Annotated in this window: 19 protein-coding genes; 2 read left to right on the forward strand and 17 right to left on the reverse strand. The window is 69.1% G+C overall.

The window, feature by feature from the left end; all coding sequences use genetic code 11:
- Nucleotides 1-145: 145 nt before the first annotated feature.
- From AB0I18_RS40785 to AB0I18_RS40830, 10 genes are all read right to left on the reverse strand, one after another.
- Nucleotides 146-1,099, reverse strand: coding sequence for an electron transfer flavoprotein subunit alpha/FixB family protein (locus AB0I18_RS40785; protein WP_363110803.1), 954 nt, complete (start codon nucleotides 1,097-1,099; stop codon nucleotides 146-148).
- A 31-nt stretch (nucleotides 1,100-1,130) separates the two neighbouring features.
- Entirely contained in the window at nucleotides 1,131-1,931 is an 801-nt protein-coding gene (locus AB0I18_RS40790) for an electron transfer flavoprotein subunit beta/FixA family protein (protein ID WP_363110804.1), read from the reverse strand.
- Between the two features lie 18 nt (nucleotides 1,932-1,949).
- Complete coding sequence (locus AB0I18_RS40795) at nucleotides 1,950-3,002, reverse strand: aspartate/glutamate racemase family protein (RefSeq protein WP_363110805.1); 1,053 nt, start codon at nucleotides 3,000-3,002, stop codon at nucleotides 1,950-1,952.
- Nucleotides 3,003-3,047: 45 nt separating this feature from the next.
- Complete coding sequence (locus AB0I18_RS40800) at nucleotides 3,048-5,204, reverse strand: NAD(P)-binding protein (protein ID WP_363110806.1); 2,157 nt, start codon at nucleotides 5,202-5,204, stop codon at nucleotides 3,048-3,050.
- 76 nt (nucleotides 5,205-5,280) lie between these two features.
- Complete coding sequence (locus AB0I18_RS40805; protein WP_363110808.1) at nucleotides 5,281-6,717, reverse strand: aminobutyraldehyde dehydrogenase; 1,437 nt, start codon at nucleotides 6,715-6,717, stop codon at nucleotides 5,281-5,283.
- A gap of 169 nt (nucleotides 6,718-6,886) precedes the next feature.
- Nucleotides 6,887-7,291: a thioesterase family protein gene (locus AB0I18_RS40810; protein ID WP_363110809.1), complete on the reverse strand. Its 405-nt coding sequence runs from the start codon at nucleotides 7,289-7,291 to the stop codon at nucleotides 6,887-6,889.
- A gap of 21 nt (nucleotides 7,292-7,312) precedes the next feature.
- Nucleotides 7,313-8,212: a nitrilase-related carbon-nitrogen hydrolase gene (locus tag AB0I18_RS40815; protein WP_363110810.1), complete on the reverse strand. Its 900-nt coding sequence runs from the start codon at nucleotides 8,210-8,212 to the stop codon at nucleotides 7,313-7,315.
- Nucleotides 8,212-9,747, reverse strand: coding sequence for a class I adenylate-forming enzyme family protein (locus AB0I18_RS40820; protein WP_363110811.1), 1,536 nt, complete (start codon nucleotides 9,745-9,747; stop codon nucleotides 8,212-8,214). Before AB0I18_RS40820 ends, AB0I18_RS40815 begins: the two co-directional genes overlap by 1 nt.
- 177 nt (nucleotides 9,748-9,924) lie before the next feature.
- Nucleotides 9,925-11,106 carry an FAD-dependent oxidoreductase gene (locus AB0I18_RS40825; protein ID WP_363110812.1) on the reverse strand — a complete coding sequence of 394 codons (1,182 nt, stop codon included), beginning with the start codon at nucleotides 11,104-11,106 and terminating at the stop codon, nucleotides 9,925-9,927.
- A 67-nt stretch (nucleotides 11,107-11,173) separates the two neighbouring features.
- Nucleotides 11,174-12,007 carry a citryl-CoA lyase gene (locus tag AB0I18_RS40830; RefSeq protein WP_363110813.1) on the reverse strand — a complete coding sequence of 278 codons (834 nt, stop codon included), beginning with the start codon at nucleotides 12,005-12,007 and terminating at the stop codon, nucleotides 11,174-11,176.
- 201 nt (nucleotides 12,008-12,208) lie between these two features.
- Between AB0I18_RS40830 and AB0I18_RS40835 the strand changes: the two genes are divergently transcribed.
- Both AB0I18_RS40835 and AB0I18_RS40840 read left to right on the forward strand, forming a co-directional pair.
- Nucleotides 12,209-13,876 carry a helix-turn-helix domain-containing protein gene (locus tag AB0I18_RS40835; protein ID WP_363110814.1) on the forward strand — a complete coding sequence of 556 codons (1,668 nt, stop codon included), beginning with the start codon at nucleotides 12,209-12,211 and terminating at the stop codon, nucleotides 13,874-13,876.
- A gap of 132 nt (nucleotides 13,877-14,008) precedes the next feature.
- On the forward strand, nucleotides 14,009-14,488 hold the full coding sequence (locus tag AB0I18_RS40840) for a MaoC/PaaZ C-terminal domain-containing protein (protein WP_363110815.1): 480 nt from the start codon (nucleotides 14,009-14,011) through the stop codon (nucleotides 14,486-14,488).
- Between the two features lie 70 nt (nucleotides 14,489-14,558).
- On the opposite strand, the gene AB0I18_RS40845 is transcribed toward AB0I18_RS40840, so the two are convergent.
- From AB0I18_RS40845 to AB0I18_RS40875, 7 genes are all read right to left on the reverse strand, one after another.
- Nucleotides 14,559-15,860: an NAD(P)/FAD-dependent oxidoreductase gene (locus AB0I18_RS40845; RefSeq protein WP_363110816.1), complete on the reverse strand. Its 1,302-nt coding sequence runs from the start codon at nucleotides 15,858-15,860 to the stop codon at nucleotides 14,559-14,561.
- A 44-nt stretch (nucleotides 15,861-15,904) separates the two neighbouring features.
- Entirely contained in the window at nucleotides 15,905-16,972 is a 1,068-nt protein-coding gene (locus tag AB0I18_RS40850) for an alcohol dehydrogenase catalytic domain-containing protein (protein ID WP_363110817.1), read from the reverse strand.
- A gap of 89 nt (nucleotides 16,973-17,061) precedes the next feature.
- Nucleotides 17,062-18,234, reverse strand: a complete 1,173-nt coding sequence (locus AB0I18_RS40855) for an acyl-CoA dehydrogenase family protein (RefSeq protein WP_363110818.1) — start codon at nucleotides 18,232-18,234, stop codon at nucleotides 17,062-17,064.
- Entirely contained in the window at nucleotides 18,227-19,129 is a 903-nt protein-coding gene (locus AB0I18_RS40860; protein WP_363110819.1) for a polysaccharide deacetylase, read from the reverse strand. Before AB0I18_RS40860 ends, AB0I18_RS40855 begins: the two co-directional genes overlap by 8 nt.
- A gap of 59 nt (nucleotides 19,130-19,188) precedes the next feature.
- Entirely contained in the window at nucleotides 19,189-19,968 is a 780-nt protein-coding gene (locus AB0I18_RS40865) for an SDR family NAD(P)-dependent oxidoreductase (protein WP_363110820.1), read from the reverse strand.
- 82 nt (nucleotides 19,969-20,050) lie between these two features.
- Nucleotides 20,051-20,491 carry a hypothetical protein gene (locus AB0I18_RS40870; RefSeq protein WP_363110821.1) on the reverse strand — a complete coding sequence of 147 codons (441 nt, stop codon included), beginning with the start codon at nucleotides 20,489-20,491 and terminating at the stop codon, nucleotides 20,051-20,053.
- Complete coding sequence (locus AB0I18_RS40875; RefSeq protein WP_363110822.1) at nucleotides 20,488-22,125, reverse strand: GMC family oxidoreductase; 1,638 nt, start codon at nucleotides 22,123-22,125, stop codon at nucleotides 20,488-20,490. Before AB0I18_RS40875 ends, AB0I18_RS40870 begins: the two co-directional genes overlap by 4 nt.
- Nucleotides 22,126-22,133 lie beyond the last annotated feature (8 nt).

The raw sequence follows: 22,133 nt of genomic DNA on the forward strand, positions 1-22,133 counted from the left end.
AAAAAAAAAACTTTAAAAATACTTTTACTTATTTTTTATTTTTATACAACTGTTTCATATACACATCTTTTTCCTGCCCAAAACCCCAAAAACCCCCCCGGCAGCTGCCTGGGGCGTCGTCGCGGGTCGCTCGAGTGTGGCCGGCTCATTGCCTGCGCTTGTGGATCTCCGCGGTCAGGGCGGGCAGGACCGTGTGCAGGTCGCCGACGACACCGAAGTCGACGAGGTCGAAGATCGGTGCTTCCTCGTCCTTGTTGACAGCCACGACGGTCTTCGACGTCTGCATGCCGGCCCGGTGCTGGATGGCTCCGGAGATGCCGCCTGCGACATAGAGCTGCGGGGAGACGGTCTTGCCGGTCTGCCCGACCTGAACGGTGTGCGGCATCCAGCCCGAGTCGACAGCGGCACGCGAGGCACCGACGGCCGCGCCAAGAGCGTCGGCGAGTTTCTCGACCGGGCCGAAGTCGCCTCCGGTGCCACGACCACCGGAGACGACGATCGCCGCCTCGGTGAGCTCAGGGCGGCCGGTGGCCGCGCGCGGCTGGGTGTCCTCGATCCGGGCGGCCTTGGCGGCGTCGGAGATCGTCACCGCGAACGGCGTGACGGTACCTGCACCGGCCGACTCCTCCGGCGCGGCCGAGTTGGGCTTGACCGTGATGACCGGAGTGCCGGTGGTGACCTGGGCCGTGACGGTGTGGCCGCCGGCGAAGACCGACTGCGTGGTGGTGCCGTCGGCCTCGACGTCGACGGCGTCCGTGATCAGACCCGAGCCGATCTTGATGGCCAGGCGACCGGCCACTTCCTTGTTCTCGGCCGAGGAGGGCAGCAGGATCGCGGCCAGGTCCCTGTCGGCGGCGAGCTGCTCCAGCGCCTCCGCCTTGGGCGCCACGAGATGGTCCCTGATCTCGGAGTCGTCGATGACGTAGACCTTCTCGGCGCCGTAGGGCTTGACCGCGTCGGCGACCGCCTGCCCTGCCTCGGCGCTGCCGATGAAGACCGCCGACGGCTCGCCGAGCCGTCTGGCGATCGTGAGCAGCTCGTACGTCGGCTTCTTGACCGTGCCCGCCAGGTGGTCGACGAGGACCAGAACCTCAGACATCGCTCGTCCCTTCTCAGATGAACTTCTTGTCTCAGATGAACTTCTTGATGGCGAGGAAGTCGGCAAGCGCCATGACGCCCGAGCCGTCCTCGTCCTTGACGATCTCGCCTGCGGTGCGCGGCGGGCGGGCCGTGATGGTCTCGACGGTGGTGCGGGACGCGTCCAGGCCGACCAGGGAGGAGTCGACGCCGAGATCGGCCAGGTCCCAGGTCTCCAGGGGCTTCTTCTTCGCCGACATGATGCTCTTGAACGACGGGTAGCGAGCCTCGCCCGACTGGTCGGTCACCGACAGCACCAGGGGCATGGTGGCGCCGACCGACTCCGTCGCGGCGTCCCCGTCGCGACGGATGCGGACCCGGTCGCCCTGGGTCTCCACCGCCGATGCGAGGGTGACCTGAGGGACGCCCAGGCGTTCGGCGAGCATTGCCGGGACGATGCCCATGCCGCCGTCGGTCGAGGCCATCCCGGTCACGACCAGCTCCGGCACGGCACCGCCACCGGCCTTCTTCACCGCCTCGGCGAGCACCAGTGAGGTGGCGATCGCGTCGGAGCCGGCGATGGCGTCGTCGCAGACGTGGACGGCTTTGTCCACGCCCATCTGCAGAGCCTTGCGGAGGGCGTCCTCCGCGTCGTCGGGACCGACGGTCAGGGCCGTGACCTCGATCTCCTCGTCGGCGCGGTTCTCCTTGATTCGGAGCGCCTGCTCCACGGCGTACTCGTCGAGTTCGGAAAGCAGACCATCGACGCTGTCTCGGTCCACTGTGCTGTCCGGCTCGAACCGGCGGTCGCCGGTGGCGTCGGGCACGTACTTCACCAGGACGACAATGTTCATGGAAGCGAGATCCTTTGGTCAGTTGGCAGCCAGGGCGGCCGCACCCTTCAGGGCGACGAGATTGCTGTTGAGCACCACGACTCCGCGGTCCGGGAACTGCTGCCGGTACCTCTCGTAGGCGGAGGAGACGATGGTGCAGGCGATGACGACGGACTGCGCCTCGCCCGCCGCGGCCAGATCGGCCACGATGCGGTCCACTGCCTCCGCCGCGCCGCGCGGATCCTCCAGGATGGCGTCACCGTCCCAGCCGATGGCGGTCACGCCCACGCAGTCGGCCCCGCGTCCGTAGCCGTCGATCAGGCCGCCGATGACCTCGACGGCCTCGGGGATGTCGGTGATGACGGCGAACTTCGGGCCGAACTGCGTGGTGACGCCGGTGGTCAGTTGCAGCGGTCCGACCACCGGGATCCGTGAGGCCTCACGTGCTTCGGCGAGTGCGGGATCGTAGTGGCAGGCGATGACGATCGCGTCGTAGTGGTCGGCGTTGGCCTGCTCGACCGCCGTGAGGATGGCCTCGGACTGGGCCGTGTCGTAGTCGACGTCCTCGGACTCGAAGCGCTCCACGTGCTGAGCGGAGACCGTGTGCTCCACACGCCCGGCCAGCAATGAGGTGAGTACGGCATCGAACTTGTCGTCGTTCTCGGGCTTCTCGAAATGGAACGGGGTCAAGAAGAGCACGCGCGGCACTTCGCCCGACTCGGCCTGTGCGGAGCCGGACGCCGCCCAGTTGACGGGCGCGATCGACAGCAGCAGGCGGGTGCCCGGTTCTCCGCCGTAGCGGACAACGGCGCCCTCAGGGAGTGCGATCAGCTCGCCGGTGCCGGCCCGCACCGGGAACTCGCCCTCGTCCCCGGCAACGAGCAGTGCCGCCTCGCCGCTGATGACGTAGATCGACTCCTCGTACCGCAGAGTCCAGCGGTCCGTGTACCCGCCGTCGGGGAAGGTCATGAAGTAAGTGCCGAGCTCGCCGAATTCGGCCTGCGCGGTGCGATGCTCGATGACTGCCGGGCCGAACGGCTTGGCCCTGCTCTCGTCGAAGGGCAGGACGGTCGCCTTCGGAGGGGTGGGCATGTCTGCTCCTCGGATGGGGTGTGAGGCAGGGGTGCGGACAGGTGATCAGGCGGTTCGTGGCTGAGCGGCTCCGGTGCGGGTGAAGTCCGTCTCGGTGGCGTTCAGCAGCCGCCGTTCCCTGATGTAGGGCTGCGGCTCGGCAGGGTTCGGGCTGTCGATCTCCCGCGCCAGCCGGTGGCCGGAGAAGACGGCGTCGGCGATGAAGCTGGGGCGCAGCGAGTCTCCGATGCGGTACAGGCTCGTCAGACCGGCACCGCTCCACTCGGAGTGACGGTCCTGGAGCTCCCGATAGAGATCGGAGTGGGCGACGCGCTGACCCACGACGACCACCGTGTCGACGCCGACCTCGACCGGGCCGGCCAGGGTCTCGACCGCGATGGTGTCAGCGCCCGCTCGACCCAGGCTGCCGCTGGGGAAGATACGTACACCGAGCGCGCGCAGGTCCTGCGTCATACGGGCGTCCTCCATCGTGTGGTGGAGGTAGGAGCCGAAGGCCGGGGCCGGTGTTGCCGCGGCGACCTCGTGTCCGTGTGCCGCAAGGTGTTCGGCGATCCCAGGGCCGACGAAGTAGCCGTCGGTGTCCCAGACGAGGACGCGGTGACCGATCGTGGCCTCCCCCGACATCACTTCCTCGGGCGTGAGCACGTTCCCTCGGTAGGAGTCACCGAGGGACAGCGGGCGACGGTCGTAGGGCGAGACGGCGTCGGCGGCATAGTGCGATCCCGTGGCGACGACCACGATCTCGGCGCCGTAGTCGAGGATGTCGTCGGCGCCCAGGCGGGTGTTGAGGATCGTGGTGACGTTCTTCAGCTTGGAGAGCTGGTGCTCGCGGTACTCCACGACGTGCCGCCATTCCTGGCGGCCCGGCAGCTTGGTGATCCAGTTCAGGCTGCCGCCGACCTCCCCGGCGGCGTCGACGAGATGCACCATGTCGAAGCCCCGCTTGCCGAGGACCATGGCGCATTCGAGGCCGGCGGGACCGGCTCCCACGACCAGGACGGCCCGGTCGCGGTTCGCGGCCGTCTCGAAGGACTCCGGGTGCCAGCCGCGGCGGAACTCCTCCCCGATGGTCGGGTTCTGCGTACAGACGATGCGTCCGTTCGCCGTGTTCGCGCGCGAGACGCAGAGGTTGCAGCCGATGCACTCCCGGATGTCCTCGATACCGCCGTCGCGGATCTTGGCCGGCAGGAAGGGGTCGGAGATACCGGCGCGAGCGGCCCCGATGAAGTCGGCCTGCCCCGACTTGATGACCTTCACCATGGTGTCGGGGCTGTTGAGGCGGCCGACGTTGACGACGGGCTTGGTGGTGTACTGCTTCATCCGGCCGGTGAACGGCGCCTCGTGGTTCTCCCGCGCGGTACGGGAGGACTGGGCGTCCTGGCCCCAGTCGGCCCCGCCGATGATCAGGTCCCAGTAGTCCACGACGTCGTCGAGGTACCGAAGCACCCGAGGGGCCTCACCGTCGTGTCGCATACCGCGGTCGCCGAGCCCGAGAGGTGCGTCCAGGGTGTCGACTCCGAACCGCAGGCCGACCGCGGCACGGTCGCCGACGGCGGCACGCACCTTCGTCAGCACCTCCCTGGCGAAGCGGGCGCGGTTCTCGAACGACCCGCCGTAGGCGTCGGTGCGGGTGTTGTAGTACGGGATCAGAAAGTGCGAGATCAGCGACGCGGCGTGACCGAGGTGCAGGGTGATCAGGTCGAAGCCGGCGTCCACGGCACGCAGTGCCGCCTGCACATGGAGGTCCTGGATACGGGCGATGTCCCGCTCGTGGATCGCGGCGGCCGTGCCGGCGTAGGCGATCGGGAGCGTGCCCTCTCCGGCGACCGGGTCGACGGCGTGAGCGACCAGGCGGCCTTCGGACGCGACCGACATCGAGGCGTGGTACTCGAGCTCGACCCCGGCGAGGGCGCCCCCCTCGTGAATCCGCTCGACGATCCGGCGGGAGTTGCGCACGTCCCCCTCGTCCCACAGACGGCCCAGGACATAGGGGCTCTTGTCGGTCTCGGGGGCCACCGAGGTCGCCTCGGTGAACACCACACCCCAACCGCCCTGGGCCTTCATGCCGCGGTAGGCCGCGTGCATGTCGGGATACTCGCTGCCGTAACCGCTGGCGTGAGGCGTCTGCCAGAAGCGGTTGGGGGCCGTCTTGGGGCCGATCACGACCGGCTCGAAGAGGATGTCGTAGCGATCGGCGCTCATCGGCGTCCCTTTCTGTGGAGGCTGGACACGACCGCTGCCGGGCAGCTGGTCCAGGGATGCTGGACGAGGCGGTGCATCAGCCCGCGGCCTTCAGCATGACGTGCTTGACCTGCGAGTATTCGTCGATGGCGTGGGCCGAGAGTTCCTTTCCGTAACCGGACTGCCCGAATCCGCCGAAGGGCATCTCGTTGGCCAGGACGAGGTGCTGGTTGAGCCAGACGGTCCCGAACGTGAGATCCCGCGTGAACCGAAGACTGCGGTCCACGTCGGTCGTCCAGACGCTGGCGGCCAGGCCGTAGTCGACACCGTTCGCCATCTCCAGCATCTCGTCGTCCGAGCCGGCACGCTGGATCGTGACCACCGGGCCGAAGACCTCGCGCTGGACGATCTCGTCGTCCTGCCGGACACCGGTGATCACCGTGGCCTCGTGGAACCAGCCCGGACGATCGATGCGCCCACCGCCGGACCGGACCGCGGCGCCTGCGGCAAGGGCACGCTCGACAAAGCCCTCCACCCGTTCGAGCTGCCGCTGTGAGATGACGGGGCCGAAGTGGGAGGACGCATCCTCGGGATCGCCGCACCGCAGGTCGGCCACGGCCTTGCAGTAGGCCTCGACAAAGGCGTCGTACGCGCCGTCCTCGACGATGACACGGCAGGGGGCGGTGCAGTCCTGGCCCGCGTTGAGGAAACCGGTCCCGGCCAGCTCGGCGGCCACGGCGTCCAGCGGCGCGTCGGCGAACACCAGCGCCGGAGCCTTGCCACCGAGTTCCAGGTGGACGCGCTTGAGCGTGGCGGCGGCCGCGGCGGCGACCTTCTTGCCGGTGGAGACGTCCCCGGTCAGGGACACCAGCCGCACGGCGGCGTGCTCCACCAGGGCCGCCCCGGCGGTGCCGTCACCGAGTACGAGGTTGAGGACCCCGTCGGGGAGCACCTCCTGGGCCAGCTGGGCGAAGAGGATCGTCGACAGGGGTGTCAGTTCGGAGGGCTTGAGAACGACCGTGTTGCCCGCCGCGAGTGCCGGGGCGAGCTTCCACATCGCCTCCATGAGCGGGTAGTTCCACGGGGTGATCAGTCCGACCACGCCGAGCGGGCCGCGCCGGGTCATGGACGTGCTCCCGCCCACGTACTCGCCTGCCGCCGCGGCATGCGAGACGCGGGCGGCACCCGCCATGAAGCGAAGGACGTCGGCGTCGTACGCGATCTCCTCGCGGGCCAGGATCAGCGGCTTGCCCACGTTGACGCTCTCCGCCCGGGCGAAGTCCTCGCCGGCGGCCTCAAGACGGTCCGCGAGGGTGAGCAGCAGCGCGGCCCGCTCGGCCGGTGTCGTACGACCCCATGTGCCGAAGGCCGCAGTGGCCTTCTCGACGGCGGCGGCAACCTCATCGGGCGTCGCGTTGCGGTAGGCGCCGAGGGGCTCGCCGGTCGCGGGGTTGTGGGCGACGGAGACGTTGCTGCCTTCGGGGGCGGCACGCCAGTGCTCGAAGAGCGGACCTGCGAGTGGGTCGGTGGGCATTCGGACGTCGACCTCCTTGGAACGGTGAGGCGGGGCTTCGACCCGGGGCGGGGCCGCTTCGTGGCGGCCAGTTTTGTCTCGTGCCGCCGGCCCGGGAACTGTGAACCGCACAAGGTCCGGCGAGGCCAGTTGTGAATCCAACAGACGTGCAAGACGGCGCGACGACGATCTACTGTGCGGCGATCGTGGCCCGCAGCGCCTCGGCGAGGTCATCGGGGAGCGGTCGTGACGTGGCCGTCGCCGCGTCGACGTTGACGTAGACCAGCTGGATCTCGGCGATGGTGTCCGGGCCGCGGGCCACGTGCACGCCGAGGCCGAAACTGGACGTGCCGACGCGGGTGCACCGGGCGGTGACGTCCAGCAGGTCGTCGAAGCGCGCCGGCTTGCTGAACGTGAGCGTTGCCGATACCACCGAGGGATCGGCCCCGGCGGCGACGAGCTCCGCGTAGGGCCAGCCGAGTGCGCGGAAGAACTCGGTCATCGCCACATCGGCGAGTTCGAGATAGCGGGCGTTGAAGAGGAAGCCCTGGGCGTCGGCCTCGTGGTAGCGGACGCGGTGCTGGTAGTCCGTCATCGTCACGCCCCTCGGTCCGGCTCAGCTCTCGCGGCCGGCGAGGAGCTTCGGGTAGAGGTCGAGGCGGCGCAACTTGAGCCCGGGAACCTCCGGGTTGTCGCGCGAGGCGAGCAGCAGGTCCCGGTCCAGGTCGACGTAGACGATCTCCTCCTTGTCACTGGTGGCCTCGGCGAGGATGCCGTCGTTCCGGCCGAACGTCCTGTCCACGGGGCCTGTCGCAAGGGCACGGCCGACCGTGTGCATCGGGCCGTCGGCAGGCAGGCCGCTGTGACCGATGAGCGGCGACATGACGACGTACGCCTGGCTTTCCATCGCACGGGCCTGGCAGCCGACCCGCACCCGGTGGACGCCGCGGCGGTTCCAGGTGAGCGAGGGGCAGAAGATCAGCTCGACTCCGCGCTCCACCAGTGAACGGGAGAGTTCGGGGAACTGGATGTCGGCGCAGATCAGCAGTCCCACCGTGAACGGGCCGACGGTCGTCACCAGCAGGTCGTCCCCACCCTGGGTTCCCATCGCGTGTTCCGGTGGGGTGAGGTGGATCTTGTCCTGCTGCTCCACACGGCCGTCGGGGAACACGATGTATGCGGTGTTCCGCAGTGATCCGTCATCCGCCGTGCGGTTGTGGCTGCCGCCGATCACGACGATCTCGTGCTCCCGCGCCATGCGGACGAGTCCGTCCACGATGCCCTCGGTGTAGCCGGTCAGGCCGTGCCGGTAGTCGTCGGCGACCGTGTCGGTCGTGACGATGTGGTCGTCGAAGCTCGCCAGGAGGCCGGTGCTCGCCAGTTCGGGGAGCACCACGACATCGGCTCCGGATGCGGCCGCCTCGGAGACCATCGACTCCACGTGGGCGAGGAAGGAGTCCAGGGTGGGCTCGGCCCTCAGCGCGAACTGGGTAACGGCGATCTTGAGGGGGTTCATCAGGCTGCGTTCCCTTGCTCCGACACGAGGGCCGCCACCGCATGGCGGTCGACCTTGCCGGTGGTGGCGTTGTTCGGCAGACGGTCGACGCGGACCAGCCGCGTCGGCACCTTGTACGCGGCCAGCTGCTCGCTCAGGTCACGGCGGATGCGGTCGGGATCGAAGCTCGTCCCCTCCTCGACCACGACGGCCGCGGCGACGGCCTGCCCGTAGACCGGATCGGGGAGCCCGACCACGGTGGCATCGCGGACGCCGGGTTGCTCGCGAAGAGCACGCTCGACCTCCGCCGGGGAAACATTGCTCCCGCCCCGGATGATCATGTCGGAGAGGCGGCCCACGACGTAGACGAACCCGTCCTCGTCCATGCGGACCAGGTCCCGCGTCCGGTACCAGCCGTCCGGCGTGAGCGCCTTGGCGGACTCATCCGCGTCACGCCAGTAGCCGAGCATCAGGCCGGGGCCGCGCGAGAATGCCTCGCCGACCTCACCTGCCGGCACGTCCTTCCCGTCGGGATCGACGATCCGCAGTTCCGAGCGCGGAACGAGTCGGCCCGCGGACCCCGGCACCGGGTACGGGTCGACGACGGGGTCATAGGTGATGAGCGGGAAGCACTCCGAGGCGCAGAACGTGTCGTGCACGGGGCGGCCCGCGAGCTCTGCGAATCGCTGGAAGGCGGCCTCGTTGCGCGGCTCGCCGCCGGAGACCGCGAGCCGCAGCGAGGAGAGGTCCGGTCGGCCGGAAGACCGTTCGAGGTGATCCACGAGCTTGGTGAAGACGGTCGTCACACCGGGGAGGAAGGTGGCGCGATCGCTCTCGATGGCCTCGACCAGAAGCTCGGGGCGGGCCCGACGCAGCGCGATGACCGTTCCGCCGACCAGCAGGGTCGCCATGGATGTGCTGTCCAGGCCGTAGAGCCAGGCCATCGGCAGACACACGATGGTCCGGTCGGCCGACGTCAGACGCCAGACGTCGGCGTAGGTGCGGGCGCCGTTGTACAGGGCGGTCTGCGACAGCATGATCGCCTTGGGGCGGCTGGTCGTACCCGACGAGTAACAGATGAGGGACACCGGCTCGCGCAGGTCCGGCGGGTTCGGCATCGTCCCCGCGCGCACGGGAGGCGGCGAGAAGTCCGCCCCGTCCATGACGGCAACGGGGAGCTCCTCCGCAGCGGCGCGCACCGTGCCGGACGTGGCGCGGTCGACCAGCACGAGTGCGGGGTCGGCGTTGTGCAGCGTGTAGCGGAGATCCTCGCGCCCGGTCGAGGGGTAGATCGTGGCCAGGACCCCGCCCGCGGTCCATACGGCGAGAGCCGAGACGAGGAATTCCGACGAGTTCTCGGCGACGAGCGCGACCCGGTCACCGTGCCGCAGCCCGGCTTCGGCCAGGCGGTCGGCGCGCCGGTCGATCTCCTCGACGAACTCGCGGTAGGTGGTGTGACGGCCTTCGTCGATCACTGCCGTGGCCGTCGGCCGCGCGGCGGCGACATGACGCAGTTCGACAAGGTAGTCGCCGCGTGTCCCTACGTCTCCTGGCATGACCTCTCCATGGTTGGTCGCGGAACGCCGGCCGCACCGTCCGGGACGGGGCTCGCCGTGTTCCGACACGGTAAGCGCGGGCCACCCACGGCTGAATTGGTGGTTGTCCCGCGCCGCGAGGCGGTGTTCGGAGAAATACCGATGCGCGGGAGGATGTCCCGCCGGCGGTGGGGCGACCTAGTGGGCGGCCGCGAGCGAGGGACGGTCGGCCTTCAGCGCGGTGGCGAACTCGCTCTGCTCGCCGGCGATCAGCTCGGCGAGGACCTGCCCGGAGACAGGCGCGCTGGCCACTCCCCAGCTGTGGCCCGCGTTCACGTGGGCGGCGTCGAGCCGGTCGACGATCGGCAGGTGATCGGGGGTGTCGCTCATCAGGCCGGCCCAGAGCCCGGTGACGCCGAGGTGGGCATGGCCGGGGTAGCGCTCCAGCGTGGTCGAGATCATGGCCTCGGTCGAGGCGACGCTGATGTGCGGGTTGAGCGACCCGTAGGCATCGATACCGGCGCCGATCACCAGGGCACCACTGCGGTTCTGCGCCAGGGAGTCGTCGTAGTCCAGGCGGTCGGGCCCCTGCGCGGGCCGGGCGTGGGGATGCGCGAAGACGCTCGGCTCGTACTGGGGCAGATCGGTGAGAGCGCCGCAGTGCACGACCCCACGAGGGCCGTGGAGGATCGCGCTCGGCCGCTGGTCGACGGGCTGGGTGACCACCTGTCCCATACGGGCCGTGGTGACGGGCAGCGTGATGCCTTCCGCCGTGAGGTTGAGCGTCCAGGCACCGGTCGCCCACACGACGCCGGAGGCCCGGATGTCGCCGCGGACCGTTCGGACACCGTCGACGTGGTTGCCCTGCCGGATGACGGAAAGGACGGCGGTGTTCTCGTAGAGACGCACACCCGACCGGACGACCGCCGCGCTCAGGGCGCCGATGAACTGCTGGGTGTCGATCTGCGCGTCCTCGGCGCAGTGGACTGCTCCGATCGCGGTCGCGGGCAGCAGCGGAGCATGCTTGGTCGCCCGGCTCGCCGACACCAGCTCGATCTCGACGCCGGCGGCGCGCCGGTCCCGGACATAGTCCTCGAGGATCCGGCCCTGCTCCTCGGTCTCGAAGAAGAACAGACCACCGAGCTTGCGGTACTCGAAGACGTCTCCGAGTTCCTCGACGTACTCGGCGTACTTCGCCTTGGCCGCGCGGGCGATCGCGAGTTCGACACCGCTGCGACGGGTCTGGACCCAGAGGCAGCCGGGATTGCGGCCCGAGGCACCGAACGCAGGGAAACGCTGTTCGACGACAGCGACGTCGAAGCCCCGTCGGCGTAGCTCGAAGGCCGTGCACAGACCGGCGAGTCCCGCACCGACCACCACGATGTCTGAGGTTGCAAGAACGTCCGGGCTCACGATGGACCGGGTCCCTTCTGTAAGGGTCGAAGCGTCACTGCGTCGCTGTCCATCCTGCCGCCTTGAGGTCGGCGGCGAGGTCGCGACGAGGGACGACGTAGGAGACGTCCTCAGCCGGAATCACCCGTCCGACCGTACCGGAGGCGTACTCCTCGGAGATGTGGGCGACCACCCCGGGCAGCGTTCCGAGGACGGTCAGTGCGGTCGACTCCTGCGGGGTGAAACCGAGTGCGATGGTGATCGCGGCGAGCATGCCGACGTCGTTGATCGGGAACTCCTCGCGGCCGGGGAGCCTGATGAAGGCCCGGTGCACCGCCTCGTACAGTTGCGCCGGCTCGCCCCACAGACCGGCGTCGACCGCGATCTGCCGCAGTATCCGGGCACGGGGGTCGGTTCGCTTGAAGACCGGGTGTCCGAACCCGGGGATCCTCAGCCGTGCGGCGCGGGCGTCGGCCACCACCTTTTCGGCGAACGTGTCGATCCCCGGCTTGCCCGCCGCCTCGTAGGCCGCGTAGGTGTCGGCGATGAACCGCGCGCTGTTCTCCGTCGCCAGACCGTACTCACCGGCGGCCAGGACCGCGGTGGCCAGGCCGGCCTGCATGTTCGGGTTCGCCGACACGACGTAGCGGGCCGCGGCCGTCCCCGCCTTCTCCAGGCCGTAATCGAGGACGCCGGTCAGGACGGCGTCGAGGACCCGCGCCTCCTGCGGGGTGGGGAGTCGGCCCTTGACCAGCAGGTACGTGGACGAGGTGAAGGAGAGGCCGATGAGGTCGTCCAGCTTGTAACCCCGGACGAAGACGGTGTCGGGCGTGACCTCGCTGACCGCGGAATGCCAGTACGGGGCTTCGTTCGTGTCGGCCTTCGTCATGACGCGACGCTCTCCTTCGTTCTGTGCGGATGAACCCGCAATCTAGAAGGTCGGCATCCATCGTCCAATTGGACGTTTTCCCATGGAGAGCCACAATCGTTGGAGAACCACCAAGTACGTCGTCAATTCATTGAACTAGTCTGCGAGTAATTTCCCGTTGGATCGCCGCGGTCCGCGTTGCCGCCCAGCGAAAAGGTCGCCATGCCCGTCTCGCATCACTCCGTCGAGCTGGGCACGGTCCTGACCGAGCTCGGTTCGAGCGTGCGTCTGATGGCCGGCGGCTCGGTGGACCTGACCCGTCCCGTCTGTGGTGCGACCGTCTGGGTGCCGGGCGATCCAGTGCCCGCCGACACCTCCGTGATCGTGGTCTGTACCGGGTTGCGGGCGGGCATCGAGGCGGTCTTCCCGGTCCTGGAGGCGAAGGGTTCCCGCGTCGTTCTGCTCTGCGGCGCACCGAACGGAGCCGAGGACATCGACGCCACGAGGGTGGCGGACAACGTCGTGGGCGTGGTCGGCGCCGACGCCGGCGAGGTGGTCGCGTCCGTCGCGCGATCCAGTCAGAGCGTGGAGGAAGCCGTCTCGCGACGCCTCGGGGCGCTCCAGCGATCGCTGAGCCTCGCGCTCTCCGATCCTGCACCGATCCCGGCCCTGCTCATCCGTCTCAAACGGGTCAGCAACGCGACGACCGCGCTCATCGACCGGCACGGTGACATCGTGCACGCGACCGGTCCGCTGCCGCGCACGCTCCTGTTCGACGAGATCTCGTCGACGAAGGCCGACACACAGACGCTGGACATCGATGGCTGGCGTGGTCTCGCGGCCCGTGTCACGGACCCCTCCTCCCCGGACGAGCACACCGGTTGGCTGGTCGTCGCGAGTCGACGTCCCGACTTCCCGGATGTCTACGCCACGTCCGCCGTGCATGTGGCGGCCAGTCTCGTCGAGGCCAACCAACGCATGGGCGTCCTCGTTCGGCAGCAGGAACGGGCGGTACGCGCTGCGGTGCTCGAACAGGCACTGGCACTTCGCAGGGAACGTCACGACGCGGAGCTCGCCGCACGAGTCGCGGGGCTGGGGATCACGTTTGACACAGAAGTCCGAGTCGCCGTCGCGATGTTCGCCCGGTCCCCGCGCAGCGACCAACGCCGACAAGCATCCGACTCCCTTGCGAACTCGTTGGGACAGATACTCTCCGCAGCCGGGTATCCCTCGCTGATCACGGCCCGCGGGAACGGGGTCACGTTCCTCGTCCAGTGCGGCGTGGCCGCCCTTCAGCGGCTTCTGGGAGCTCACGAGGGCGAACTGCCCCCACTACAGACAGGGATCGGACGGACCGTCACGACTGTCGGCGCGGTCGTCGACTCGTACAACGACGCCCAGCTCGCCGTGCGCACGCTCCGGCGCGTCGCACAGGAGCAGCGGCTCATGGTGTACGAGGACTTCGACTTCGCCACGCGGCTCTTCGCCGATGTCGGCCTGGAGCGGATGGTGGCGTGGGCCGAGGACTTCCTCAAGCCGCTCGCGGACCGGGACAACCTGCTCGCCGGCCTGCGCTCCTACTTCGAGCACGACCAGAACGTCAACGTGGCCGCCGAGGCCCTCAGCATCCACCACAACTCGCTGCGGTACCGCCTGACCAAGGTCGAGGAACTCCTGACGATCAACCTCAAGCAGCCTGCCGCGGTCTCCTCGGTCTTCCTGGCCCTCACCGCCATCGACCTGACCAGAGAGCCCGGTGCCCTCAAGCGCCGGGCCTCCCGATCGAACGACGAGCTCCCGGTCGGCGAAGTCGGTGCTGCTCGAGGTGTCACCGGCTTCGGGAGTGACGGACGCGGCGACATCGGGGTGGCTTTCGGCCCCGAACGGTGAAGGCATCCGTTCAAACGCTTTGGTGAAGCGACGATTCGGTCCGGTGAATTTGGGGATTTCCACGGTCCCCCGCAAAAGCCGTCGCGCCCAGAATCTAGAGGTCCCATCCTCTCCGAACGATAGGAGCCCCTGGTGAGCCAGGCAGCCGCCGTTCAGGCGCCCGTCGAGCGCGGCCTCTACTTCGACGAGTTCACCGTCGGCCAGTCGTGGGTCACGCCGGCCCGCACCATCACCGACGCCGACCTGGTGGCCTTCGCCGGCATCTCCGGCGACTTCAACCCCCTGCACACGGACGAGGAGTTCGCCAAGCGGACCCAGTTCGGCGGCCGCATCTTCCACGGCCCCGGGGTGTTCGCGGTCGCGACCGGACTCGAGTCCCGGCTCGGTATCAAGGAAGGCACCGCGATCGCCTTCCTCGGCATGACGTGGAACCTCAAGGGCCCCGTGCGGATCGGTGACACCATCCGCGTGGAGCAGCGGGTCTCCGAGCTGCGGCCGTCGAAGTCCAAGCAGGACCGCGGGATCGTGACCTTCGACGTCCAGGTGAAGAACCAGCACCACGAGGTCTGCCACGACGGTCAGTGGTTCGTGATGTTCCAGCGCCGGACCTGACCGGCCCTGCCATCACCGGCTCCCTGTGGCCCGGCCTCGACAGGCCGGGCCACAGCCGCGTCCGGGGCATCTACCGGCCGAGGATGACGCTCACCACGTCGACCGCGCGGTGGCCGCTGTTGACGGCACCCTCGATCCAGGTGCGCCAGACCGAGTCGTCGACATCGGTCCCGGCGAAGACGACGCGGTCCTCGGGCTCGTTCATGGCGCGAAGGAAGTCGTACGCCTGCCCCGGACGATCGACGCGGTACGTCCCGTCGAAGAGCGGGTCGGCGTTCCAGTCGTGGGCGTCCACGGCGAGCACCTCGGCGTCGGGGTAGTACTCGCGCACCGCCGCCTCGACCTGTTCCCGGTTCGTGGGGTCGATCCTGGCGGCGCTTTCCCCGCCGAAGCCCATGAGAACGGAGGACCCGTCGGCGAGCTCGTAGCCGAGACAGATGGCCTGCAGGGTTCCCACACCGAGCGCGAAGGGGCGCGGCGGCGTGTTCCGTACCACCATCGACGGCTTGTAGGCGCGGCCTTGGTGGTTCACGGCGAGGAGTTTCTGTTTGTCGGCGGCCAGAGCCGGGTTGAAGTCGATGTGCCGCAGGACATTGGTGGGCGCCGCGACGACGCAGGACCGTGCCTGAACGGACCGGCCATCGCCGGTGCGGACCGTCACGCCGTCCTCACCCTGCTCGATCCGTACGACATGGTGGGCGAGGCGGATCTCCAGCCGGGACTCGTCCACCATACGGTCCAGCAGAGTGCCGACACCGCCCACGAAGCGTTCCGTCAGCGCGCCGTAGAACCCGTACGGGCTGTGTCCGAATCCCGCGGTCTGGGCGATGAAGCCGAGCATGGAGACCTCACGGGGATCAGCGCCCGTGTACCAGCCGACGGTCGCGTAGAGCAGGTCGCGGGTGGCCGGCCCGAGGTCGAGCGGGGCGATGAACTCGTCCACCGAGATGTCCAGGTCGCGGATCGGCTGGGTGCTGATCCGCTGGGAGGGCGCGATCCGCTTCGACGCGTCCCGCAGGTGTCCGACGGCCCGCTCGAGGTCGGCGAGTTCAGCGGCCGGTACGGGGAAGGAGCGCAGGGTGCCGTCCGTCAGGAACGCGGCAGCGCCGGGAGGCATGTCTTCGGTCAGCGCGATGCCGTATCGCTGGATCTCGCGGCGGATGCCGGGCTGAAGGTCAGGGTTGACCCAGCTGCCGCCGAGTTCGACCCTCAGGTCCTCCCGGCCCGCGAAGGGCCGCGCGTAGGTGCGTCCTCCGATTCTCGGCCCGGCTTCGAGAACCACGGCCGAGCGGCCACGGTCGACGAGGTCACGGGCCGCCGTGATCCCGGCGAAACCGGCTCCCACGACCACTGCGTCGTACGGTGCGTTCATGGCTCTGCTTTCTTCGCTGGGGGCCGTCGGGCCCGTGGCCTGGCTCAGAACGTGATGAGCGGTTTGATGTCGCCGGGCTCGCGTGCGGTGACGTCGGCGAGCGCGCGCTCGGCCTCGTCGAAGGCGTAACGCCGCGTCAGGAGAGGCGTCGGGTCGATCCGGCCGGTCTCGATGAGCCGGAGCAGCCGCCCCAGCCGCTCGCTGCCGGAGCGCTGGAATGTGCTCAGGATGGTCTTGTCGCCGATGCCCCGGCCCCACTGCGCCAGCGGAAGCGCGAGCGACGCGTCGTCCGGACCGCCGTACGAACTCAGCACGGCGACCACTCCGCCCAGGCGGGTGACAGCCACTGCTCGGGGAAAGGACTCCACCACTCCCGACGCCTCGACCGCGCAGTCCGCGCCGGTACCCGCCGTGAGTTGTCGGATCTCTGCCTCGATGTCGTGTTCCGCGAGGTTGAGCGCGTAGTGGGCTCCCACGGTCTTCGCCAGGGCCTCACCGCCCGGGCGGGCCTTCACCGTCACGACGAGACCTGCTCCCAGCGCACGGGCCGTCATGGTCGCCGCGAGGCCGACGTGCCCCTGGCCGAAGACGACGACGGTGCCTCCCAGCGGGAACCGCGCGGCCTCAGGGCCCGTACTTCCGGATGCGATGGTGTCGGGCACACACAGAGCTGCCGCGTCGGTGACGCCGTCGGGGATCGGCACGAGGTTGTGCTGGGCGAACGGTACGGCGAAGTACTCGGCGAGGCTGCCGTCGCGGCTGATTCCGAAGGTGTAGCCGCCCCACGCCGTGCCGCCGCAGTGGCCGCCGAAGCCCCGCTGGCAGTCGGTGCACTGTCCGCAGGGTGTCGTCGAGGCGACGGTGACGCGCTGTCCGACGGAGAACCCGCCGACGAGGGCGCCGATCTCGTGGACTGCGCCGACAGCCTCGTGGCCGAGTACGGTGCCGTCGGGCGTCGGGAACTCACCGCTGACGCACGCGGCGTCGGCCGAGCACAGCGACGCGGCCGTGGTGCGAACGACCACCTCGCCGGGGCCCGCCTTCGGGATCGGTCGAGGTTCGATCGCTGCCTTGCCGCCTCGGAGGACCAGGGCTTTCATCGGCTGGCTCATATCCGCTTCCCGTGCTGCGTCGTCGGCGTGTGATGCCCGTGGGGTTGTCCATGCCGATCGCCGCGGCGGCGGCCGGCTGTGGCTCGGCGTCAGCGGATCTGCGCCAGAACGCTCTCGGCGACCGACAGCATCAGGATGTCGTTCATGCCTTCGCCGATCGCCATCAGCGGCGCGTCGCGGTAGTAGCGCTCGACGGCGAACTCGGTGGTGTAGCCGTAGCCGCCGTGGATCCGCATGGCCTCCAGCGAGGCCTGGATGCAGGTCTCGGAAGCGAAGACCTTGGCCATCGCGGACTCGACACTGGCCCGGCCCTCGGCCTGGGTCTTCACGGCCGCGTTGACGGTGAGCAGGCGGGCGGCGTCGATGCGCAGGGCCATGTCGGCGAGCTTGAGCTTGACCGCCTGGTAGTCGGCGATCGGGTTGCCGAAGGCCTCGCGCTGCTTCGCGTAGCGGGCGGCGGCCTCAAGGCTCGCGCGGGCGATGCCGATGGAGGCGCCCGCCATGTAGATCCGGCCGCGGTCGAGCGCCGACATCATCTGGTAGAAGCCCTGGCCTTCGGTCTCGCCGAGCAACTGACTCGCGGGAACCATCGCGTTCTCGAATGACAGCTCACACAGCTCCAGCCCCTTGTGGCCGAGTTTGCCGATGTCACGGCCGATCGTGTAGCCCGGCGTGTCCAGCTCGACCAGCAGCAGGCTCATGCCGCCGCGGTGCGGTGGCTGGGCCGTCGGGTCCGTGCGGGCCATGACGACGAGCGGTGCCGCGTGGCGGGCCTGGGTGATCATCGTCTTGGTGCCGTTGAGGACGTACGAGTCACCGTCGCGCCGCGCCGTGAGCCGGATGTTCTTCAGATCGCTGCCGACGGAGGGCTCGGTCATCGCGATGCCGCTCGTGCGCGTGCCCGCGGCGAGCCCGGGCAGGTACGTCCGCTTCTGCTCCTCGGTGCCATAGCGGGCGATGAGGAACGCACCGCTCGCGGAACTGCCCACCACACTGGCCAGGCCCATCCAGCCGCGTGCGAGTTCCTCGAAGACCAGGCCGTAACTGACGTAGTCGACGTCGGAGCCGCCGTACTCCTCGGGCACGGACATGCCCATGATCCCCAGGGCGGCCATTTCCGGGATCAGGTCGGCGGGGTACTCGTCCTTCGCCTCGCGCTCCATGACCGTGGGGATGACGCGCTCGTCGACGAACTGCCGTACGACGGCGCGCAGGGCGTGATGGTCTTCGGTAAGGCCGAGGACGGCCGTCTGGTCAGACATGGCGGATGCTTTCGAGGTCGGCGGGGTGCGGGCGGCTGACGGGTCGGGACGGCTCGGTGTCGGACCAGGCGTCGTACGCCTGTGACAGGGTCGGGAACCAGATGCCGTCATGGCTGACGACGTGGTCGAGGAAGCGCTCCAGCATGATCATGTTGTGTGCCCGGCCGATGGTCTGCGGGTGGAGGGCGAAGGTCATGATGCCGCCGGGGCAGCGGTCATAGGCGAAGTCGAAGCTGTCCTTCCAGCGTTCGAGGACCGCCTGGTTGGACTGCATGAGCGGGCTTCCCTTGAACGACTCGAGCTCGGGGAAGTCGTCGAGAGACCAGTGCACGGGAAACTCCAGCACCCGGTTCTCGGGCCCGAAGGTGTTGCCGAGTTCGAGGTCCAGGTGGGTGACCATCCGTGGGTGGTACGGCGTGAAGTCGCGGCCCATGAGCGAGGAGTCCCAGTCGAAGCCGTACTCGGCAAGCATGTCGAGCGTGATGTCGGTGACGTCCAGGGCCGGTGAGCGGTATCCGCGCGGCCTGCTGCCGAGGAGCCGTTCATGCTGCTCCAACTGCAACTCGATGAGCCGCCGCTCCTCGGCCGGCTCCAGCTTGGGGACGTACTCGTGGTAGACCCCGTGAGCGGCGATCTCGTGGCCCGCGGACACGATCGCGTCGACGGCGGGGCGGAAGGTCTGCAGCGTGTGCGTCGGCACGGACCAGGTGGTGGTGATGCCGTACCTCTCGAAGGTGTCGAGCAGGCGCGGAACACCGACCTCGGCACCGAACTCACCGCGCGAGAGGAGTGTCTGCGAGGTGGAGCGGAAGGTGCCCATCCAGACGCTGTGCGCGTCGAAGTCAGGGCCCAGCGAGATCGCGAGCCGCTTTCCCTCAGGCAGGGCGAGTGGCATGAGTACGTCCTATCGTGGGTCGATCCGATCCGATCGGCGTCGTCACGTCATCCACGTCGTCAGCTGGCGATCCAGCCGCCGTCGACGTGGATGACCTCGCCGTTGATGTAGGCCGCCCCCGTACTCGCCAGGAAGAAGACGGTGGCCGCGATCTCCGCCGGCTCCCCGCCGCGTCGCGCGGGGATGAGCAGGTCCATCAGGTCCGTGCTCGTGCCGACACCGACGTTCGTGTCCGGGACGAGGTTCCCGAGGATCTCTTCGGACGTCGCGCGGATGCCGGTGCGGACGACGCCGGGAGCTACGAGGTTGGCGGTGACGCCGTGGCCGCCGAGGTCGTAGGCGAGGCGGCGGACGAGGCCTTCGAGGGCCGCCTTCGAGGCGCAGTACGCAACACCGTCGGGCATCGCCCGTTGGCCTGCGATCGAGCCGATGCTGATCACGCGTCCCGACCTCTGGGCGATCATCTGCTCGCTGACCGCCTTGACGACGTTGAACGTCCCGGTGAGGTTGATCCCGATGACCTTCTCCCACAGCTCCGCGGTGGTGTCCCGGATGCTCGCCGCTCCGTCGAAGACGCCAGCGTTGCTCACGAGCACGTCGATGCCGCCGTGGTCCGCCACGACCTCCTCGGCCAGGGCCTCAACCGCGACTGCGTCGGTGACGTCGACCTCGTGAGTGCTCACGCTCGTACCGCCCAGCGCCGTCGCTGTCGCCCTCAGGCGCTCGGCCGAGAGATCGGCGAGGTAGATCCGATCCCCCGCGGCGGCGAAGACCTCGGCGACGGCCGCCCCGATGCCGCTGCCGGCACCGGTGATGATCACGCTTCTCGGCTTGGACAACTGTCTCTTCTCCTGTGACGGCGTGGATGGGGTGGATGCGGCGGGGAAGGCTCCAGCCGCAGACCGGCCTGAGCCTGCCCTGCTACTGGGGCGTGGGCACGTAGACGGCGCCGCGGGCCAACACGGGAGCGACCATGTCGTCGGAGCACACCTCTTCCGGCGTGGCGAGCGCGATGGGGCGGCGGGCCTGCCCGGGGTAGTCGAGCGCGGACCGTACGTCTCGGGACATGTAGTAGGCGGAGTGCAGGGCGAAAACCACCTGCTCGAGGTCTCCGCCCGCCCATCCTTCGATGTCGGCGAACGTGCACGTCTTCGAAGAGGCCGCGAGCTCGCCGACCCTGGTGACCAGTGGTTCGAGCCGCGGATCGGCCTGGAGAACCTGGTCCAGCAGGTCCAGGTGAGCGCCGACGGTACGCCCGGACGGAAGCGTCCCGGTGCCGGGGAGCAGCACGTCGATGATCGAGGCGAGACCGGCGCGAGTGCTGTCGTCGATCGTGATCTTCCTGCGGATCTGCATGGTCACACCGGGACTTTCTGGCTGCTCGCCGTCTCCATCAGGTGTTCCACCGCGCGGGCGGCGAAGGCGACCACCGTCGAGGTCGGATTGACCGACGACGAGGTCACGAACACGCTGCCGTCCAGGACGAAGAGGTTGGGGACGTCGTGGGCGCGGCCGAACTGGTCGACCACCGAGGTGGCCGGGTCATCACCGCACCTGGCCGTCCCCAGCATGTGCCAGCCGACGCCCGGCATCCATGGCACGACCTTCGTCTCGATCGCGCCGGCGGCCTGGTGCGCCTCGTGCATGCGCTCGACGTTCCACTCCAGGTTGCGCACGCTGTCCTCGGAGAGCCGGTAGGTGATCTTCGGCGCCGGGAGGCCGGAACTGTCGACCAGGTCCGGGCTCAGGGTCACGGTGTTGCTCTCGTCCGGCAGGTCCTCGATGGAGGCCGCCCACTCGAAGGCCCGGCCGAGTGCGCGCTCGACGAGAGCCTGTCCCGCCGCGCCGGTCCGTTCGGCGACAGGCAGGTCGGCGTACCTCGCCAGGATCTCCATCGGGCCCGGGATCGCCATCGCCGACCACTTGGCACCTCGGGCGAACCCGCGGCTCAGGTCGGTCTCGGCGAACTGCAGGGAGTAGAGGTTGGCGCCGAACGGGCCGAGCCAGCTCTCCAGTTGCTCCGGGTAGACGCCCATGACGCCGACGAAGGGGTGCATCATCAGCCGCTTGCCCACCATGCCCGACGAGTTCGCGAGGCCGTCGGGGAAGAGGCTCGACGCCGACAGTTGCAGCAGGCGCGGGGTGCCGACACCGTTGGCGCACACGACGACCACCGCCGCGGGCGTGTGGTGCTCCGCACCGGCCGCGTCGATCCAGGTCGCGCCGTTGGCGAGACCGGCCTTGTCGACCGTCACCTCGCGCACCCGCGCCTCGGTGATCAGGGTCGCGCCCGCGGCGAGCGCCGCGGGCCACATCGCCACATCGAACGATCCCTTCGCGCCTTCCGGACACCCCGACATACAGGTGCCCCAGCGGGCACACGCCCCCCGGTCGCCATGGGTCTTCGTCACGATGGCCTGGGTGGCCGGCCACCAGTGCCAGCCGAGCTTGTTCATGCCCTCGGCCGCCTTCACACCGATCCGGCCGATCGGAACACCCGGCATCGGCGGTTCGACGGTCGGCGGGTACGCCGGGTCACCCGGACGTCCGGAGACGCCGACCATCTCGTCGAGCAGCTCGTAGTACGGCTCAAGATCCTCGTAGGCGAGCGGCCAGTCGTCGGCGAAGCCGTACAAGCTGCGGACCCGGAAGTCGGAGGGGATGAACCGGGGCCACTCGGCACCGTAGAAGACGCTGCTGCCGCCGACACCGTTGAAGTTCAGCGGGTGCACATCGGCCTCGGACACGTCACAGGGGTAGTCCCACGCACCGCGACGCACGTTGGGGTCGGCCGACCACGAGCTCGCGAGCAGGACGTCCCGCTCCGGCTTGTCACTCGGGTAGTCGATGCGATTCACCCAGCCGCCCTGCTCCAGAACGGTGACCCGGTAGCCGCCTTCGGCCAGAATCCGCGCCGTGGTCGCTCCGGAGGGACCCGCCCCGATGATCAGGACATCCGTGACCGTCTTGCTCGACGGCTGCCCGACTACTGTCATCCGAAGTC

This window comes from Streptomyces sp. NPDC050704, from assembly GCF_040654355.1.
GTDB lineage: Bacteria > Actinomycetota > Actinomycetes > Streptomycetales > Streptomycetaceae > Streptomyces.

Excerpts from the sequence above, each read along its gene's own strand:
- AB0I18_RS40790 (WP_363110804.1), bottom strand. The coding sequence starts at position 1,931 with ATGAACATTGTCGTCCTGGTGAAGTACGTGCCCGACGCCACCGGCGAC.
- AB0I18_RS40875 (WP_363110822.1), bottom strand. The coding sequence starts at position 22,125 with ATGACAGTAGTCGGGCAGCCGTCGAGCAAGACGGTCACGGATGTCCTG.
- AB0I18_RS40810 (WP_363110809.1), bottom strand. The coding sequence starts at position 7,291 with ATGACGGACTACCAGCACCGCGTCCGCTACCACGAGGCCGACGCCCAG.
- AB0I18_RS40855 (WP_363110818.1), bottom strand. The coding sequence starts at position 18,234 with ATGTCTGACCAGACGGCCGTCCTCGGCCTTACCGAAGACCATCACGCC.
- AB0I18_RS40835 (WP_363110814.1), top strand. The coding sequence starts at position 12,209 with ATGCCCGTCTCGCATCACTCCGTCGAGCTGGGCACGGTCCTGACCGAG.
- AB0I18_RS40845 (WP_363110816.1), bottom strand. The coding sequence starts at position 15,860 with ATGAACGCACCGTACGACGCAGTGGTCGTGGGAGCCGGTTTCGCCGGG.
- AB0I18_RS40800 (WP_363110806.1), bottom strand. The coding sequence starts at position 5,204 with ATGAGCGCCGATCGCTACGACATCCTCTTCGAGCCGGTCGTGATCGGC.
- AB0I18_RS40805 (WP_363110808.1), bottom strand. The coding sequence starts at position 6,717 with ATGCCCACCGACCCACTCGCAGGTCCGCTCTTCGAGCACTGGCGTGCC.
- AB0I18_RS40815 (WP_363110810.1), bottom strand. The coding sequence starts at position 8,212 with ATGAACCCCCTCAAGATCGCCGTTACCCAGTTCGCGCTGAGGGCCGAG.
- AB0I18_RS40830 (WP_363110813.1), bottom strand. The coding sequence starts at position 12,007 with ATGACGAAGGCCGACACGAACGAAGCCCCGTACTGGCATTCCGCGGTC.
- AB0I18_RS40820 (WP_363110811.1), bottom strand. The coding sequence starts at position 9,747 with ATGCCAGGAGACGTAGGGACACGCGGCGACTACCTTGTCGAACTGCGT.
- AB0I18_RS40850 (WP_363110817.1), bottom strand. The coding sequence starts at position 16,972 with ATGAGCCAGCCGATGAAAGCCCTGGTCCTCCGAGGCGGCAAGGCAGCG.
- AB0I18_RS40860 (WP_363110819.1), bottom strand. The coding sequence starts at position 19,129 with ATGCCACTCGCCCTGCCTGAGGGAAAGCGGCTCGCGATCTCGCTGGGC.
- AB0I18_RS40785 (WP_363110803.1), bottom strand. The coding sequence starts at position 1,099 with ATGTCTGAGGTTCTGGTCCTCGTCGACCACCTGGCGGGCACGGTCAAG.
- AB0I18_RS40795 (WP_363110805.1), bottom strand. The coding sequence starts at position 3,002 with ATGCCCACCCCTCCGAAGGCGACCGTCCTGCCCTTCGACGAGAGCAGG.